14 protein-coding genes are annotated in these 15705 nt (G+C 64.2%); 9 read left to right on the plus strand and 5 right to left on the minus strand.

Annotated elements, in window-relative coordinates; all coding sequences use genetic code 11:
- The first annotated feature begins 139 nt into the window (after positions 1-139).
- From GE253_RS22415 to GE253_RS22430, 4 genes are all read left to right on the plus strand, one after another.
- Positions 140-1765, plus strand: coding sequence for an alpha-amylase family glycosyl hydrolase (locus GE253_RS22415; RefSeq protein WP_153206369.1), 1626 nt, complete (start codon positions 140-142; stop codon positions 1763-1765).
- A 239-nt stretch (positions 1766-2004) separates the two neighbouring features.
- Positions 2005-3309 carry a sugar MFS transporter gene (locus GE253_RS22420; protein WP_153206370.1) on the plus strand — a complete coding sequence of 435 codons (1305 nt, stop codon included), beginning with the start codon at positions 2005-2007 and terminating at the stop codon, positions 3307-3309.
- A 79-nt stretch (positions 3310-3388) separates the two neighbouring features.
- Positions 3389-4435, plus strand: coding sequence for a LacI family DNA-binding transcriptional regulator (locus GE253_RS22425; RefSeq protein WP_153206371.1), 1047 nt, complete (start codon positions 3389-3391; stop codon positions 4433-4435).
- A 74-nt stretch (positions 4436-4509) separates the two neighbouring features.
- The gene (locus GE253_RS22430) at positions 4510-5499 is read left to right on the plus strand and encodes a glucokinase (protein ID WP_153206372.1); all 990 of its coding nucleotides are present in this window, start codon (positions 4510-4512) and stop codon (positions 5497-5499) included.
- A gap of 48 nt (positions 5500-5547) precedes the next feature.
- On the opposite strand, the gene GE253_RS22435 is transcribed toward GE253_RS22430, so the two are convergent.
- Genes GE253_RS22435 through GE253_RS22445 form a run of 3 tightly spaced genes read right to left on the minus strand, consistent with a single transcriptional unit; the run spans position 5548 to position 7359 of the window.
- Positions 5548-5844 (minus strand): addiction module antidote protein, encoded by a 297-nt coding sequence (locus tag GE253_RS22435; RefSeq protein WP_153206373.1) that lies wholly within the window; start codon positions 5842-5844, stop codon positions 5548-5550.
- Positions 5837-6157 (minus strand): type II toxin-antitoxin system RelE/ParE family toxin, encoded by a 321-nt coding sequence (locus GE253_RS22440; RefSeq protein WP_153206388.1) that lies wholly within the window; start codon positions 6155-6157, stop codon positions 5837-5839. Before GE253_RS22440 ends, GE253_RS22435 begins: the two co-directional genes overlap by 8 nt.
- 50 nt (positions 6158-6207) lie before the next feature.
- Positions 6208-7359 (minus strand): DUF3667 domain-containing protein, encoded by a 1152-nt coding sequence (locus tag GE253_RS22445; RefSeq protein WP_153206374.1) that lies wholly within the window; start codon positions 7357-7359, stop codon positions 6208-6210.
- Positions 7360-7578: 219 nt separating this feature from the next.
- On the opposite strand from GE253_RS22445, the gene GE253_RS22450 reads away from it, so the two are divergent.
- Positions 7579-8748: an amino acid aminotransferase gene (locus GE253_RS22450; RefSeq protein ID WP_173012778.1), complete on the plus strand. Its 1170-nt coding sequence runs from the start codon at positions 7579-7581 to the stop codon at positions 8746-8748.
- A 46-nt stretch (positions 8749-8794) separates the two neighbouring features.
- Here GE253_RS22450 and GE253_RS22455 read toward each other — a convergent pair whose 3' ends face one another.
- Together GE253_RS22455 and GE253_RS22460 are read right to left on the minus strand one after the other, a co-directional pair.
- Positions 8795-10156: a phytase gene (locus tag GE253_RS22455; RefSeq protein ID WP_153206376.1), complete on the minus strand. Its 1362-nt coding sequence runs from the start codon at positions 10154-10156 to the stop codon at positions 8795-8797.
- Positions 10157-10327: 171 nt separating this feature from the next.
- Positions 10328-10747 carry an organic hydroperoxide resistance protein gene (locus GE253_RS22460; RefSeq protein WP_153206377.1) on the minus strand — a complete coding sequence of 140 codons (420 nt, stop codon included), beginning with the start codon at positions 10745-10747 and terminating at the stop codon, positions 10328-10330.
- A 217-nt stretch (positions 10748-10964) separates the two neighbouring features.
- On the opposite strand from GE253_RS22460, the gene GE253_RS22465 reads away from it, so the two are divergent.
- The 4 genes from GE253_RS22465 (at position 10965) to GE253_RS22480 (ending at position 15582) form a co-directional block, all read left to right on the plus strand.
- Complete coding sequence (locus tag GE253_RS22465) at positions 10965-11423, plus strand: MarR family transcriptional regulator (protein ID WP_153206378.1); 459 nt, start codon at positions 10965-10967, stop codon at positions 11421-11423.
- Positions 11424-11692: 269 nt separating this feature from the next.
- Positions 11693-13114, plus strand: a complete 1422-nt coding sequence (locus GE253_RS22470; RefSeq protein ID WP_153206379.1) for a DEAD/DEAH box helicase — start codon at positions 11693-11695, stop codon at positions 13112-13114.
- 189 nt (positions 13115-13303) lie between these two features.
- Positions 13304-14716 (plus strand): pyruvate kinase, encoded by a 1413-nt coding sequence (pyk, locus tag GE253_RS22475; protein ID WP_153206380.1) that lies wholly within the window; start codon positions 13304-13306, stop codon positions 14714-14716.
- Positions 14717-14895: 179 nt separating this feature from the next.
- Positions 14896-15582, plus strand: a complete 687-nt coding sequence (locus tag GE253_RS22480) for a hypothetical protein (protein ID WP_153206381.1) — start codon at positions 14896-14898, stop codon at positions 15580-15582.
- Positions 15583-15705: the final 123 nt, after the last annotated feature.

Below are 15705 nucleotides of genomic sequence, written 5' to 3' on the forward strand. Positions count from 1 at the left end.
CTGGAGGTGCCGGAAGCCGCCCCCTATGATCGGATCAGATAAATTGGGGGAAACCGTCGGCGGTGGGTAACAGCACCAACGACAGCAGGAACAAACCCCGAGTGCAACCCGACCTGGAAGCGGAACTCGGATATCCATCATGGTTGATCAGCAACAGCAGGCCGGCCCGGCTGGGCCCGGCCATCCCTGGTGGCAGGGCGGCGTCATCTATCACGTCTATCTGCGCAGTTTCGCCGACAGCAATGGCGATGGCATCGGCGATCTGCCGGGCCTGCTGGGCCGGCTGGATTATATTGCCGCCCTGGGCGTGGACAGTGTCTGGATCTCGCCTTTCTTCAAGTCTCCCATGGATGATTTCGGCTACGATATATCCGATCATTGCGATATCGATCCGATTTTCGGCACCATGGCGGATTGGGACGCCGTGGTGGAACGCGCCCATGCGTTGGGCCTGCGGCTGGTGATCGATCAGGTCTATTCCCACACGGCGGCCGATCATCCCTGGTTCCAGGCCAGCCGGCAGGACCGGCGCAATGATTACGCCGACTGGTATGTCTGGCAGGATGCCAAGCCCGATGGCAGCCCGCCCAACAATTGGCAATCCATCTTCGGCGGACCGGCCTGGACCTGGGATGCCCGCCGCCGCCAGTACTACATGCATAATTTCCTGTCCTCCCAGCCGGACCTGAATGTCCATCATCCGGCCGTGCAGGAAGCGATCAAGACTATCGCCCGTTTCTGGCTGGACCGGGGGGCGGACGGGTTGCGGCTGGATGCCGCCAATTTCTTCACCCATGATCGGCAGTTGCGCGACAACCCGCCCAACAAGGCGGCCACCGCCCCGAAACGGCCGGTGGAGTTCCAGCAGGCGCTGCACAATATCTCCCAGCCCGAAACGCTGGATTTCATTGAGGAATTGCGCCGGCTGGTGGATGGGTATGGCGACCGCTTCATGGTGGCGGAACTGGGGGAAGCCCCCTTCTCCCTGGTGGCGGACTATACACAGCCCGGCAAGCGCTGCCACACGGCCTATAATTTCGCCTTCCTCTATCGCTGGGCGCTGGATGCCGCCCTGCCCCGGCAGGTGATTGAGGGCTGGCAACAGGCATCGGGTGGGGCCTGGCCGTCCTGGACCTTCTCCAACCATGACGCCCCCCGCGCGCTCAGCCGCTGGGCCATGGGGGCAGCAAGCCCGGCACAGGCCAAGCTGCTGAATGCCCTGCTGCTCTGCCTGCCCGGCACCCTGTTCCTTTATTACGGGGAGGAATTGGGGCTGCCGCAGGCGGAGGTGGCGTTTGACGATCTGGTGGACCCCGAAGCCATCGCCAACTGGCCCCACACGTTGGGCCGCGATGGTGCGCGCACGCCGATGCCCTGGCTGGCCGAGGCGCCGCAGGGCGGGTTCAGCCGGGCCAGGCCCTGGCTGCCGCTTGACCCGCGCCACCGCCCCCTGGCGGTGGATCGGCAGGAGGCCGACCCAGACAGCACTTTGCATGTCACCCGCCGGCTGCTGGCCCTGCGGCGGGAAGACCCGGCGCTGCGCTGGGGGGAAACCCGTTTTTGCGATCTGCCCCCGCCCCTGCTCGGCATGGAACGGACCTATGGCAATCGCCGGCTGCTCTGCCTGTTCAACCTGTCGGCGGAATCGGTTCCCTTGCGGCTGCCCGATATGTCCGCTTGGCAGACGTTGCAGGCGATCAATGGCGCGCGATTGACCGAAACGGAATTACCGGCCTTTGCCGCCCTTATTCTAGAGGCTATTTAGCAGTTGCAGCATGTTGTCTACCGGTTACCACAAAGAAACCAAGACGAACACTGGACGCACCCGCAAGAAAAACATGCTGCAACGCAGCAAAATAACCAAACCCTATGCAATTTTTGTTGCTTAATTACAAAAAGCGAGAAAAATGCTGACCGTTCGGCGGAATTCTGTCGACAGCGTTGTCATGCTTTGCCACATGGTACGGTCAATCAAACCGGCAATAATCCGTTAGGGAGGTCGCCTTGGCGCAGTCCGTTTCCTCAGCCGCCACGGGGGGTTCGTCCACCTTCCCGGTGGCGACCAAAATGTTGCCCTTCACCTTCATGCTGTTCTTCATTGTCGGCTTTGTCACCGTGCTGGTCGATCCGCTGGTGGCAAAGTTCAAGGGCGCGTTCGAGCTTAGCTATACCGAGGCGATGCTCACCCAGTTCTGCTATTTCATGGCCTATTTCCTGATCTCCCTGCCGGCCAGCCGCGTGCTGGACCGTCTGGGCTATCTGCGCGGGGCCATTGTCGGTTTCAGCACGGTGGGCATCGGCATCCTGCTGTTCATTCCCGCCATTGAAATCGCCAAATTCTGGGTCTTCCTGGCGGCCCTGTTCGTCATCGCCACCGGCGTGACGATGATCCAGGTGGTGATGAACCCGCTGGCATCCGGCCTGGGCCCGGCAGCCACGGCACCGCAGCGCCTGACCCTGGCGCAGGCCTTCAATTCGGTGGCGACCACAGTTGGCCCGATGATAGCCGGCTATATCATTTTCGATACGGCGACGGAGGGGGCGAATCTGGCCACAGCCGGCGACGCTACTGCTGCCCTGCGCGTGCTGGAAACGCCCTGCATAGTGCTGGCAATCGTGATGTTTGTCATCGCATTTGCCTTCTGGGCTCTGCGCGGGAATGAAAAGGTCGAGCGCCGGGAGACCAGCCATTGGCACATGCCGTCTCTGTCGGAAAACCCGCGTCTGGCCTTCGGCGCATTCTGCATCTTCACCTATGTCGGTGCGGAAGTGGCCATCGGCAGCCTGATGATCAACTATCTGGGGCTGGAAAGCACGCTGGCCCTGCCGGAACACACCGCCGCGCATTATTTGAGCTACTACTGGGGTGGGGCGATGGTCGGCCGCATCCTCGGCTTCCTGCTGATGTCGAAGATCGCACCAACCCGGCTGTTGAGCTTATGCGCCATAGTGGCAGCGGCACTCGCCACCGTCTCGGCCCTGACCACGGGGGCGATCTCCGCCTATGCCGTCATGGCCATCGGCCTGTTCAACTCCATCATGTTCCCCACCATCTTCTCGCTCTCGGTGAAGGACATGGATGACCAGACGCCGGCCGCCTCCGGCCTGCTCTGCCTGGCCATTGTCGGTGGCGCAATCTTGCCGGTCATCACCGGCAAGATTGCCGACATGACCAATCTGCATGTTGCCCTGTTCGTGCCGGTGCTGTGCTATCTCTCCATCATTGTCTTCGCCATGCTTTGCGCCCGTTCGGTGCTGGAAAACCGCGTCGGCCGTCAGGCCAAGGCGGGTGTGGCGCTGGCCAAGTAAAAGTGCCGGAGGGCGTTGCCGGCGGCCTGTCCCGCCGGCAACGCGCCCCCTAATGAAAGCGCCCCTGTCGGAGAGATGCATGGCCCCGCCCCGCACCCGCAAACCCACCATCAATGATGTGGCCGATCTGGCCGGCGTGTCGATCAAGACCGTATCGCGGGTGATGAACAAGGAGCCGAACGTCCGCGACGCGGTGCGGGAAAAGGTGATGGCGGCTGTCACCCAACTTGGCTATCAGCCCAGCATGTCGGCCCGCTCCCTGGCCGGCGAACGCTCCTTCCTGATCGGCCTGTTCTATGGCGATACCGGCGGCCAATATACCCACGATATCCAGTTGGGCATGTTGAACCGCTGCCGGCTGGCCGGATACCATCTGCTGGTCGAGGAAATCGACTATAAGGCCCAGGACGTGGCCGACCGGGCGGGGATGCTGGTCAATCAGGTCCGTATGGCCGGCGTGGTGCTGCTGCCGCCGGTAACGGACAATCCGATCATCCTGAATGTGCTGCAGCGCGCCGCCGTGCCCTATGTGCGCATCGCGCCCGACCGGGATATCGATACGTCCCCGATTGTGCGCATTGATGAATGGCAGGCCACGCGCGATCTGGCGGACCATCTGCTGGCACTGGGCCATCGCCGCATCGGCTTCATCAAGGGTAAGCAGGCCCACGCCGCCACCCGCCTGCGCTATGCCGGTTTCTGCGAGGCGCTGGCCGATCGGGGGCTGGCCCCGGTGCCTGATCTGGTGGAACAGGGCGAATTTTCCTTTGAAACCGGTATGGAATGCGCCCTGCGCATGTTGAGCCGGCCCGACCGCCCCACCGCCATTCTGGCCAGCAATGATGAAATGGCGGCCGGTGCCATTGCCGCCGCCCGCCAGCTTTCCATCGCTGTGCCGGAACAGCTTTCCATCGTCGGTTTCGACGATATGCCCATCGCCGCGCAGGTCTGGCCGCAACTGACCACCATTCATCAGCCGGTGACGGCGATGGCGGAAGCGGCGGCCGACATGCTGGTGGAACTGATCCGCCGCAAGGATGCCGGCGTGTGGGACAATCCCCTGCCCCACCGTCACCTTGACCATAAGCTGATCATCCGGGCGTCTACCGCCCCAGTCCCAAGCTGAACCTTTACCCTCAGATGCCGGGCGCTCAACGCGCCAGCCCCGTCAACCGCCCCAGCCCTGCCAGGAAGCCAGATATGACCGACGGCACCGCGACCAACCAGGCCCCCTTCCTGATCGCCGATATCGGCGGCACCAATGCCCGTTTCGCCCTGGTGGGCGAAAATGGCGCGCCTTACGCCGAACAGGTGCTGCGCTGCGCCGATTACCCGACGCTGACCGATGCGGCCCGTTTCTATCTGCTGGAACAGAAACTGCCGGTGGCGCCCAAGGTGGCAGCCTTCGCCGTCGCCTCCCCCATCCTGGGCGACCTGATCCGCATGACCAATCTGGCCTGGGAATTCTCCATCAAGGGCGTACAGCACGATCTGGGGCTGAGCCATCTGGATGTGATTAATGATTTCACCGCCGTAGCCCTGGCCATCCCCGAACTGGGGGAGGAAGACAAGGTGCAAGTGGGCGACGGCGCGCCCGTGGCGGGCCATCCCATCGCCGTGCTGGGGCCCGGCAGCGGGTTAGGCGTTTCCGCCTTGGTGCCCGGCCACAATGGCCATTGGACGGCGTTGGCGACCGAGGGCGGCCATGTCACCATGCCCGCCATCACCGACCGCGAAAGTGCTGTGCTGGCGCAGTTACGCAAACAATATGAGCATGTCTCTGCCGAGCGCGTCGTCTGCGGTCCCGGTCTGGTGAACCTCTATGAGACGCTGGCCTTCCTGGAAGGGGTGGAGCCGAAGAAGCTGACAGCGGCGGAAATTTCCGACCGTGCCGTGGCTGGCCGCGATCAGGTTTGTGTCGAGGCGCTGGACATGTTCTGCGCCATGCTGGGTTCCGTGGCCGGCAATCTCACCTTGTCGGTGGGGGCACGCGGCGGGGTTTATATTGCCGGCGGCATCATCCCCCGTTTCCTGGGCTGGTTCAGCCACAGCCGCTTCCGCAAGCGCTTCGTGGAAAAGGGCCGGATGCGCGCCTTCCTGGGGCCGGTGCCCACCTATGTCGTCACCCACCCCTATCCGGCGTTTCTGGGCCTTGCCGCCAAGGTGCGCCGCGCGGCGCATGGGGGGTGAGGCTTTCCCCAGCGGCGGGCCCGTGTCACCGGCCTGCCGCTGGGGGTTTCAGGAACGGGGGGTAAAGGACAAGTGCAGGTTCAGTGCCTTGGCCACCGCCATCAAGGTGGACAGGGTGGGATTGCCCTCCTCCCCCAATGCCTTGTAAAGGCCCTCGCGGGAAACACCTGTATCGCGGGACAATTGCATCATGCCATGGGCACGGGCAGCAACCCCCAGCGCCCGCACCATGAAAGCCGGATCATCCTCTTCCGCCGCCGCATCCAGAAAGGCGGCTATGTCCTCGGCAGTTTGAAGATGCTCCGCCGGATCGAAAAGAGCGGTTTGGGTAAATTGGTCAGCCATTGGGTTTCTCCGTCAGCTCATCGGGCAGATCGGCAGCCAATCTGCGTGCTTTCGCAATGTCCCTGTCTTGGGTCGTCTTGTCCCCACCCGCCAGCAATATGACAAGAACGCCGCCCCGCTGGGTAAGATAGACCCGATAGCCGGGGCCATAATCAATCCGCAATTCGGCGATGCCGCCCCCAACGGATTTGACATCGCCAGCATTACCTTCTGCCAGTCGGGCCAGACGGACAAGGATTCTGGCTCTCGCCTGCCTGTCACGTAAACCATCAAGCCAGTCCGTGAATGCCAAGGTTTTGCGAACCGTGACCATGATCATTTTGTAAACTATAGTTCACAAAAAAGCAAGTTCACCTATGCCCTTCACCCCAACACCCCCATCGACAGGATGAACAGCAAAAACAGCGTGCTGGTGATAGCGGTGATGAGCAACAGGGCGAAGGTGCGCCACAAAGCGCTGCCCACCCCCAGGGCATAGGTGCCCTTCAGGTGGAAGAACATATGCACGGGCGGGGCCAGCAGCAGAATATTCGTCAGGCTGGAGGCCCAACCGCTGTTGCTTTTCAACAATAGCGACAGCACAATGAACAGCAGTGACATGAAGGACAGTGAATAAAGCGCGAAGATGGCATGGTCATACATGACCACATCGCGGCGCCAGAAGAACAACAGCCAAAGAAATGGCAGCGAGATCGGGATCAGTATCCAGGAGAATTTATAGGCCGTATTCTGCAGCTTGTAGAGCAGCAGGTCCGGATTCTCCAGCTTGTGCTTGATCTTGGCTTCAAGCGCCGGGTTGCCGATATTCAGATTGGCATTCTTGCTCAAGACCTGGCCCAGCTGCGTGTTCCGGTCCACTGCCTCGGCGTCCTGCGCGGCTGGGCCAGCCGTCGCCGATACCGTCTGTTTTACCGCATCCAGGGCCGTCTGGGCGTCAGCCACATCCGCCTGTGCCTTGTCCTGGGCCTGCTTTGCCGATGCCACATCGCCACCGGCAGCTTCCACCTCTGCCAGTTTCACGGTGGCGGCGTCCAGCTTAGCCCTGGCATCGACTAATTCCTCTTCCAGGCTGGCCAGGGCAGTGGCGACACCCTTGTTATCCGCCGCCACCCCGCCTTCCGGCAGCTTGGCAACGCCGGCCAGTGAAAACACCATGAACATCATGAAGACGGTGAACAGGAACAGGGCCAGCGGGGAGACATAGCGGACCCGGTGGCCCATGATGTAATCCCGCGTCAGCCGGCCCGGCCATAGGATCAGGGCGGGCAGCGTGTGCCAGACCTTGCCGTCGAAATGCAGGATGCCGTGGAAAAATTCCTCCACAATATGCAGCATGGAGCGGTGGACATGCCCCACCTGCCCGCAGGCATGACAGAAGCTGCCGACCAGGGCAGTGCCGCAATTGGCACAGGCACCATGGCCATGCCCCTTACCATGGGCCTGATCAGGCTCCAGCACTGACGCCGCCAGCCCGGCGGTCGCCATGGCGCCCACCGCTTCCAGTTCCTCACTCATGCTATCCCCCGATAACCCCTACAACGGAAGGTGCCAGTGCGGCCGCCCCGCTTTCAAGCGCTTCCTTGGGAGAAGCGCGGCGCTTGCGCAATTTTCCCCAGGAAGGGCGATGGTTTGCGATGGGGACAGGGCTGTTTCCCGGCGATATCGCAGGGAAATTGCCGCCCGATGGGGCTATGATTCCGCTCCCTGCTCCCCAAACGGATGGCTTTGCGAACCATGTCCTTCTTCGCCCCGCTGCGTCCGCAGCCCGCCGATGCGCTGCTCGCCCTGATCGGGCTCTATCGTGACGATCCGCGCCCGCAGAAGCTGGATCTGGGGGTTGGCGTCTATCGTGACGATGACGGTCGTACCCCCGTCATGCGATCGGTAAAGGAAGCAGAACGCCGCCTGCTGGAAAGCCAGGACAGCAAATCCTATCTGGGACCGGAGGGCAATGTCGCCTTCACCCGCCACATGGCCAGGCTTGCCTTTGGCACGGCGGTGGATGGTGCCCGGCTGACCGGCGTGCAGACGCCGGGCGGCACCGGCGCGTTGCGGCTGGCGGCGGAGCTGATCGCCGCATCCCGCCCCGGTGCCCGCGTCTTTGTTGGCACGCCCACCTGGCCCAACCATCCGCCGGTCATGGGGGCCGCCGGGTTGAAGGTGGAGACGTTCCGCCATTTCGACGTGGCCAGCCAGCGCCTGTGCTTTGATGAGATGATGGCGGCTCTGGACAAGGCGGCGGCCGGCGATGTGGTGCTGCTGCATGGTTGCTGCCACAACCCCACCGGGGCCGACCTGAACCTGGAGCAATGGGCGGCGGTGGCCGAGCTGATGCAGGCGCGCGGCCTGTTCCCCCTGCTGGATCTGGCCTATCAGGGGCTGGGCCAGGGGATGGAAGAGGATGCGGCCGGTGTGCGGCTGGTGCTGCAGCGCTGCCCGGAGGCGCTGGTCGCCTATTCCTGCGACAAGAATTTCGGCGTCTACCGGGAACGGGTGGGTGCCCTGTTCGCCCAGGTAGCCGATGCCGCCGATGCCGAGCGGGTGAATTCCAACATGCTGCTGCTGGCCCGCGCCAACTGGTCCATGCCGCCCGACCATGGCGCCGCCGCCATCGCCCTGTTGCTGGACGATCCGGCCCTGACCGCCGACTGGAAGGTGGAGCTGGACCAGATGCGCGACCGGCTGCGCGCCGTGCGCCGGGCGCTGGCCGGCCATGGCGGGGCGCTGGCCCATGTCAATGAACAGCACGGCATGTTCAGCCTGCTGCCCTTGTCGCCGCCGGTGGTGGCCCGGCTGCGCACCGAACATGCCGTCTATATGGCCGGTTCGGGTCGCATCAACATTGCCGGGCTGACGGTGGAAACCGCCAGCCGCTTTGCCCAGGCCGTGGCGGCCTGCGTCTGAGCTTTAACAGGGGGCCGCCGAATTGCGGCCCCCTTCTTTCTGATCGTTACGGCGCAAAGCCGGCACGGGGATCATGCCCACCCGGCTGCACCGGCAGCGGTACGGGGAAAGCGCTGACCACATCCGCCCAGGAGACGAACTTGAAATTGGTGGAGGCGGGTTTGCCGCTCATCCCGTTCAGATCGTCATTATAGCCATCCTGCACCATCAGCAGACCCTGCGGATATCCCGGCAGCACGAAAGAGACGATCTCCGCCCCGTCGCATTCCTGCACCCCATCCACGCCATTGGCGGCCTTGATGCGGAAGGAACCAAGATAGCGGTTATCCCCACCGCGTTCGAACACGGCGAACGTGTCATCCAGCCCGGCCCCATCCGGCTTGGGATGATCGCCATGGGCACTGCCCTGGCTGGAGACCACCAGATAGCCCTGACCATTGGCCCCGCGATACAGCGCCAGCCCTTCCACATCCCGCACCACCCGGCTGTCGGGATTGTTGAACGGGCTGTCGGTCGCCCCGCGGGTTTCATAGAAGGGCTTGTCGTCCGCCACACCGGTGGCAAGGTTCACCCGCCACAGGCCCACATCCTCCTGCCCGGCGAACAGGATCGACCGTTCCTCATCCACCACCAGCCCTTCGAATTGCGGCGACCATTCCTTGGCCGTCAGATCCTGGCCCTTGTGGCTATAGGGGAAATCCCAGGCGCGCACCCGTTCATGGCCGACGGTGCCGTCTTGTTTCACCACCAGCCGCTGCTGCACCAGCCGGCCTTCCTTGCGCTGGGCGACGATGGCATTGACCGTGTCGGTGGCCTTGTCATGCCAGAGCGTCAGGCCATAGGCGCTGTGCTGATCGGTAACAGGGTTTTCCACCTCCCCCGAACTGTCCGGCGCGCGGCGGGTGGGGAAGACCTGGCCCTGGGACAGGTCGGTGATATCGACCAGCGGGCCGCCTGGGGCCGCCGGATCGATGCGCCAGACGATCAGCCGGTCGCCGCCCCGGTCGCTGGCCACGGCGATATCGATGCGGCTGCCGTCCGGGCGCTTCAGCCCATAGGCGACGTCGACATTGTTGTAACGGCCATCGGCAATTGGATCGAGGCGCTGCACCAGCTTGCCCGACAGGTCATAGACGCGCAGGCCAGCATTCTTCACCGCGCCGATCACCAGGCTTTTGGCCGGATCAGCCGGGTTCAGCCAGAAGGCCGGGTCATCCGCATCGCCCTTATGTGCGTCATCGGGCTGACCGGGGGCCACCTCCAGCACCGGCGCCACCTCTGCCACCGCCACCAGTCCGGCCTGCGCTGTACTGGCGGACGGTGCCGGGGGCGCCTCCGCTTTCTTTTCCGGTGAACAGGCGGACAGCAACAGCAGCGCCGTCAACAGGGCGGCGGAGGGGGCCTTCATCGTCAACTCCTTGGTCTCATGCGATTCTGGATGGCGGGCATCCTGGCGGGACCAGCCTGAACGCGGCCTGAACGGCAAAGCCAAGAGCTATCACAGGGATCAAGACAGTTTCGTGAACACAAAACCCCCGTGGCTTATGCCACGGGGGTTTTGCGGGGCAGCAAGACTGGATCAGACCAGCTTGGTGGCCACATTGATATTGCCACGGGTGGCGTGGCTGTAGGGGCAAACCTTGTGGGCGCGGGTCACCAGATCCTCCGCCGCAGCGGCATCCAGGCCCGGCAGGCTGACATTCAGCGTCACATCCAGGCCGAACCCTTCGCCATCATCACGCGGGCCGATGCCGACATTGGCGGTGACGGAGACATCGGCCGGCACGGCGATCTTGTCACGCCCGCCAACAAATTTCAGCGCGCCGATGAAACAGGCCGAATAACCGGCGGCGAACAACTGTTCCGGATTGGTGGCACCACCGGCCCCGCCGAGCGCCTTGGGGGCGGCCAGCGCCACATCCAGCAGGCCGTCGTCCGAGGTGGCGCGGCCATCACGGCCACCGGTTGCCTTGGCCGTTGCGGTATAAAGGATCTTCATGATGACATCTCCTGGTCTGTCTTGTTTCGGTTAAGGGTGGGACCGCCGCAGCGCGCCCCGTTTGATGGGATATAGATCGCACGATAATTGATCGCTCGCAAGGATTTTGATCGGACGCAAATAGATCGCTTGCTATGCGTTTTTGATGCTGGTGCCGCTTTGCCGGCAGGCGTGTTATGGTCGGCTTGACCAGACGAGCCTTGAAACGACCCATCCCATGGAAAACGACGCCCGCGACCCTTTGTTGCTGTCGGAGCAGCTTTGCTTCTCGCTCTATTCGGCGTCCCACGCCATGACGCGGGCCTATCGCCCCCGGCTTGATGCGCTGGGCCTGACCTATCCGCAATATCTGGTGATGCTGGTACTGTGGGAGGGGGACGGGCTGCCGGTGCGGGCATTGGGGGAGCGGCTGGGGCTGGACAGCGCCACCCTGACCCCCTTGCTGAAGCGGCTGGAGGCACAGGGCATCGTCACCCGCCGGCGGGACACCGCCGATGAACGGGTGGTGCGCATCGACCTGACCGAAGAAGGCCGCACCATGCGGGAAAAGGCCCGCCGCATCCCGCTGGAAATCGGCCATGCCACCGGCATGGACCTGCCCGATATTGTGGAACTGCGCAGCACGTTGAAGCGGCTGGCGGCGGCGTTGGAGCAATCCAGCGCGGGCAAGGGGTAAGGCCAAGGGGCGTGCCCCTTGGCGGCCGGCGACTGCCGGCCCGCGTCCGCGTGGACGGGCAAGCCAAGCCGCCGGATGACGGCGCCCGGCGATTAAGGGAACCGGAAAACACCTACCGCCGTTCCACACATGCCAGCGGGCCGGAAAGCCCGCTTGTGTTGGGGGCGCCATGGCCTGCATACAGCGAGGATGGGCACCGGCGGCCCCGAAGAAGCCGGGCGGCCGCGACATGCGCGGCCGGCAGAGCTTACAAGGATTTTCAGTTCTCCATGGATGATTTCTCGACGCTGGGCCTGACGGCTCCCCTTAATGCTGGTCTGGTTGCCGCCGGTTATTCCAAGCCCACCCCCATCCAGGCCGCCGCCCTGCCGGCAGCCTTGGCCGGGCGCGACGTGCTGGGGTTGGCCCAGACGGGCACCGGCAAGACCGCCGCCTTCGCCCTGCCCGTGCTGCAGGCACTGGCCAACAGCGGTGGCCGGGCACGCCCCGGTGCGCCGCGCGCCCTGGTGGTGGTGCCGACCCGCGAACTGGGCATCCAGGTCAGCACTGTTTTCGACCTGCTGGGCATCCAGTTGGACAAGAATATCGCCGTCGTGCATGGCGGCGTTTCCATCAATCCGCAAATCCGCCAGCTCTCCGCCGGGATCGATATCCTGGTGGCCACGCCCGGCCGCCTGATCGACCTGATGGCCCAGGGCAAATGCCGGCTGGATGCGGTGGAATATTTCGTGCTGGACGAAGCCGACCGGATGCTGGACATGGGCTTCCTGCCAGCGGTGAAGAAGATCGTCGCCGCCCTGCCGAAGAAGCGGCAGACCATGTTCTTCTCCGCCACCATGCCCGATCAGGTTTCCACCCTGGCCGCCGGCCTGCTGCGCGAACATGTCCGGGTGGAGGTGACGCCGCCATCCACCACGGTGGAACGGATCGCCCAGTCCGTCATCATGCTGGAACCGACGCAGAAGGCCCCCACCCTGGTGGCGCTGCTGCGCGATCCGGCGGTGAAGGGGGCGATCATCTTCACCCGCACCAAGCATGGCGCCAACCGGCTGGCCGCCCAACTGGCCGGCGCCGGGATCGAGGCGGCCGCCTATCACGCCAACAAGTCGCAAAATGCCCGCGAACGGGCGCTGAACGCCTTCCGCGATGGCGAAACCCGCGCCCTGGTCGCCACCGACATTGCCGCGCGCGGCATTGATGTGGATGGCGTCACCCATGTGTTCAATTTCGACCTGCCGGAAGTGGCCGAAGCCTATGTGCACCGCATCGGCCGCACCGGCCGTGCGGGTCGGGAAGGCCGCGCCGTCTCCCTGGTCACCCCCGGTGAGCGGCCGCTGCTGCGCGCCATTGAAAAGCTGACGCGCCAGACCATCGCGGCGGATGCCATGCTGCCGGCCGCCGCTGCGGCCCTGCCGATGCCCAAGCCCGACCGGCCTGCCCAGCCGCAGCGCCCGCGCCGTCCCCGGCCGGAGGGGGCCCGCCCGGCCCAGGCCAAGCCGACCGGCAGCCGGGGCGACACCCCCCGCGCCGCCCGGCCAGCCCCGCGCGCCACAGAAGAGGCCGGCGGGGAGAAGCAGGGCGACCCCGCCCGCCGCCGTCGCCGGCACCGGGGCAATGGGGTTGGCGCCGCCGGCTCCGGCACTGGCCATGCCCAGCGCGGGCCACGGGGCCCGCGCCCCACGGCGGGGTAATCACCCCCGATAGCGCACCCCCTGAAACGTTACATCCCTTTCTGGCACCAAATCTGGTAACGGGGTTACATTTTTTACCCCGTCCCGCATGTTGGGGGATCAAATCCGCCCGGATCGGTGCTAGAAAGGGATAACGAGCGGCTGCACCCGTCGGCCGCCAATCCGTTTCAGGAAGGAAGCACCGTCCCCATGCGTCGCCATCGTCACGCCAAGATCGTCGCCACCGTCGGCCCGGCCAGCAATACGCCGGAAAAGCTGCGCGAACTGTTCCTGGCCGGGGCCGATGTGTTCCGGCTGAATTTCAGCCATGGCACGCATGAGGACCATGCCAAGGTCCATGCCGCCATCCGCGCCCTGGAAAAGGAAGTCGGCCGCCCCATCGGCATCCTGCAGGATCTGCAGGGCCCGAAGATCCGCATCGGCACCCTGATCAATGGCAAGGAAGAGCTGGTGAAGGGCGAGCGGGTGCGCTTCGTTCTGGGCAAGGAGCCGGGGACCAAGCAGAATATCCCCCTGCCGCACCCGGAAATCTTCGCCGCTATCATGCCGGGCCAGGATTTGCTGATCGATGATGGCCGGGTGCGCGTCACCGTGCGTGGCGTCACCGACAATGCCATTGACGCCGACGTGATGGTGGATGGCGTCATTTCCAACCGCAAGGGCGTCAACCTGCCGGGCACGGCGCTGGACCTGTCGCCGCTGACGGAAAAGGACCGGGCCGACCTGGCATTCGGCCTGTCGCTGGGCGTGGATTGGGTGGCGCTGTCCTTCGTGCAGCGCCCGTCCGACGTGATGGAGGCCAAGAGCCTGATCGGCGACCGCGCCGGGCTGATTGCCAAGATCGAAAAGCCGCAGGCCCTGGAAAAGATCGATGATATCATCCGCCTGTCGGATGCCATCATGGTGGCGCGCGGCGATCTGGGCGTGGAAATCCCGCCCGAACAGGTGCCCGGCCGGCAGAAGGAGCTGGTGCGCGCCGCGCGTCTGGCCGCCAAGCCGGTGATCGTCGCCACCCAGATGCTGGACAGCATGGTCAGCGCCCCCACCCCCACCCGTGCCGAGGCATCCGACGTCGCCACCGCCGTCTATGATGGCGCCGATGCGGTGATGCTGTCGGCGGAAAGCGCGTCGGGCCAGTACCCGGTTGAATCGGTGGAAATGATGAGCCGGATCATCACCTCCACTGAAAAGCACAGCGCCTATCGCCCCATCGTCACCGCGCTGGAGCCGGAGCTGGACAGCACCCCGTCCCATGCTGTGGCCGGGGCGGCTGCCGATCTGGCCGACACCATCAAGGCCGCCGCCATTTTCGCCTTCACCGCCAGCGGCAATACCGTGGCCCGTATCGCCCGCAACCGGCCCGACGTGGCCGTGCTGGCCGCCACCCCCAATGCCGATGTCGCCCGCCGTCTGGCCCTGGTCTGGGGCGCGCACGCCATCCAGACCGGCGATGTCGGCAATTACGAGGAAATGGTGACCCGCGCCAAGGAACTGGCCGTGACATCCGACTTCGCGCAGAGCGGCCAGCGCATCGTCATCGTGGCCGGCATTCCCTTCGGCCAGTCCGGCAGCACCAACAATCTGCGCGTCGCCAAGATCTGATGATCGGGACGGCCGGGGCGGGGGCGCCCCGGCCTTGGCATTTGCCAATGATGCCGCCACTGCAAGATTATGGGGCATCCTGCTGATCAATGGCTGACTTTCCTACCCTTTCGAGGTAGGCATAGGGGCAGGTCCGACATTTGTATGATTGGGCTGTTGTTTGCGCGCGGGAGCCTTGATTGCCAGCCAGCCTTAATCTGGCACCACTGTTCCTGAACATGATGGCTGTGGCGCTGGCCACCGCCGTCATGTTGGTTTTTTTTCGGCTTGGCAATCCGCATCTGCGGGGGGTAGGCACCTGGGCGTTGGCACGCTTGGCGCTGGCCGCTGGTGCTGCCGTGCATCTGGTCGGCATCGAGCCGGAGTTACGTCTGCTGTTCCTGCCGGGCTTCCTGCTGATATATCTGGCGTTTCTGCTGGATTATGTCGGCCATTGCCGGTTCCTGGGTCGCTCCACAGGGGCTTGGCCCGGCCTGCTGGTGGGAACTGTCACCATCATCATGTTGATGGTCATCGCCACCGCCTATGGTCCGTTGATCGGGATCATTCTCAGCCTGTCCATGCTGGCGCAGATCCTGCTGATCACCCCGACGCTGCTCCTGTTGTTGCGCCATCGTGATCCGGCCCTGCGCGGGCCGACCCTGGCGGTTGCCCTGCCCTATCTGGCCTGGGTCATCATGCCGGTGGCACGGCTGATCCTGTTCAGCGCCAACCAGTTCCAGCTTGGTATCGATAATGGGGCCGTCGGCCCTGCCCTGGTGTTAGGAACAACCGGCCTGATTTTGCAGGCCATCGGCATGGGCTGGATGATATGGACCCGCACCCGCCAGAAACGCGCGGCGGCGTCAACATCCCTGTCGACCTAGAGCATCGCGCGAGAAAGCGGAATCGAAGGATTCCCTTTTTGGTCTGGATGTGATTCATCTTTATCGGAGGTGGATCATGGGCAAGGCGTATTCAGAAGATCTTCGGGAACGCGTTGAAGCGCG

This window comes from Niveispirillum sp. SYP-B3756 (genome assembly GCF_009495745.1).
Classification (GTDB): Bacteria; Pseudomonadota; Alphaproteobacteria; order Azospirillales; family Azospirillaceae; genus Niveispirillum.

Coding starts and splice junctions, on each gene's coding strand:
- GE253_RS22415 (WP_153206369.1), top strand. CDS start 140: ATGGTTGATCAGCAACAGCAGGCCGGCCCGGCTGGGCCCGGCCATCCC.
- GE253_RS22425 (WP_153206371.1), top strand. CDS start 3,389: ATGGCCCCGCCCCGCACCCGCAAACCCACCATCAATGATGTGGCCGAT.
- GE253_RS22430 (WP_153206372.1), top strand. CDS start 4,510: ATGACCGACGGCACCGCGACCAACCAGGCCCCCTTCCTGATCGCCGAT.
- GE253_RS22435 (WP_153206373.1), bottom strand. CDS start 5,844: ATGGCTGACCAATTTACCCAAACCGCTCTTTTCGATCCGGCGGAGCAT.
- GE253_RS22440 (WP_153206388.1), bottom strand. CDS start 6,157: ATGGTCACGGTTCGCAAAACCTTGGCATTCACGGACTGGCTTGATGGT.
- GE253_RS22445 (WP_153206374.1), bottom strand. CDS start 7,359: ATGAGTGAGGAACTGGAAGCGGTGGGCGCCATGGCGACCGCCGGGCTG.
- GE253_RS22450 (WP_173012778.1), top strand. CDS start 7,579: ATGTCCTTCTTCGCCCCGCTGCGTCCGCAGCCCGCCGATGCGCTGCTC.
- GE253_RS22455 (WP_153206376.1), bottom strand. CDS start 10,156: ATGAAGGCCCCCTCCGCCGCCCTGTTGACGGCGCTGCTGTTGCTGTCC.
- GE253_RS22460 (WP_153206377.1), bottom strand. CDS start 10,747: ATGAAGATCCTTTATACCGCAACGGCCAAGGCAACCGGTGGCCGTGAT.
- GE253_RS22465 (WP_153206378.1), top strand. CDS start 10,965: ATGGAAAACGACGCCCGCGACCCTTTGTTGCTGTCGGAGCAGCTTTGC.
- GE253_RS22470 (WP_153206379.1), top strand. CDS start 11,693: ATGGATGATTTCTCGACGCTGGGCCTGACGGCTCCCCTTAATGCTGGT.
- pyk (WP_153206380.1), top strand. CDS start 13,304: ATGCGTCGCCATCGTCACGCCAAGATCGTCGCCACCGTCGGCCCGGCC.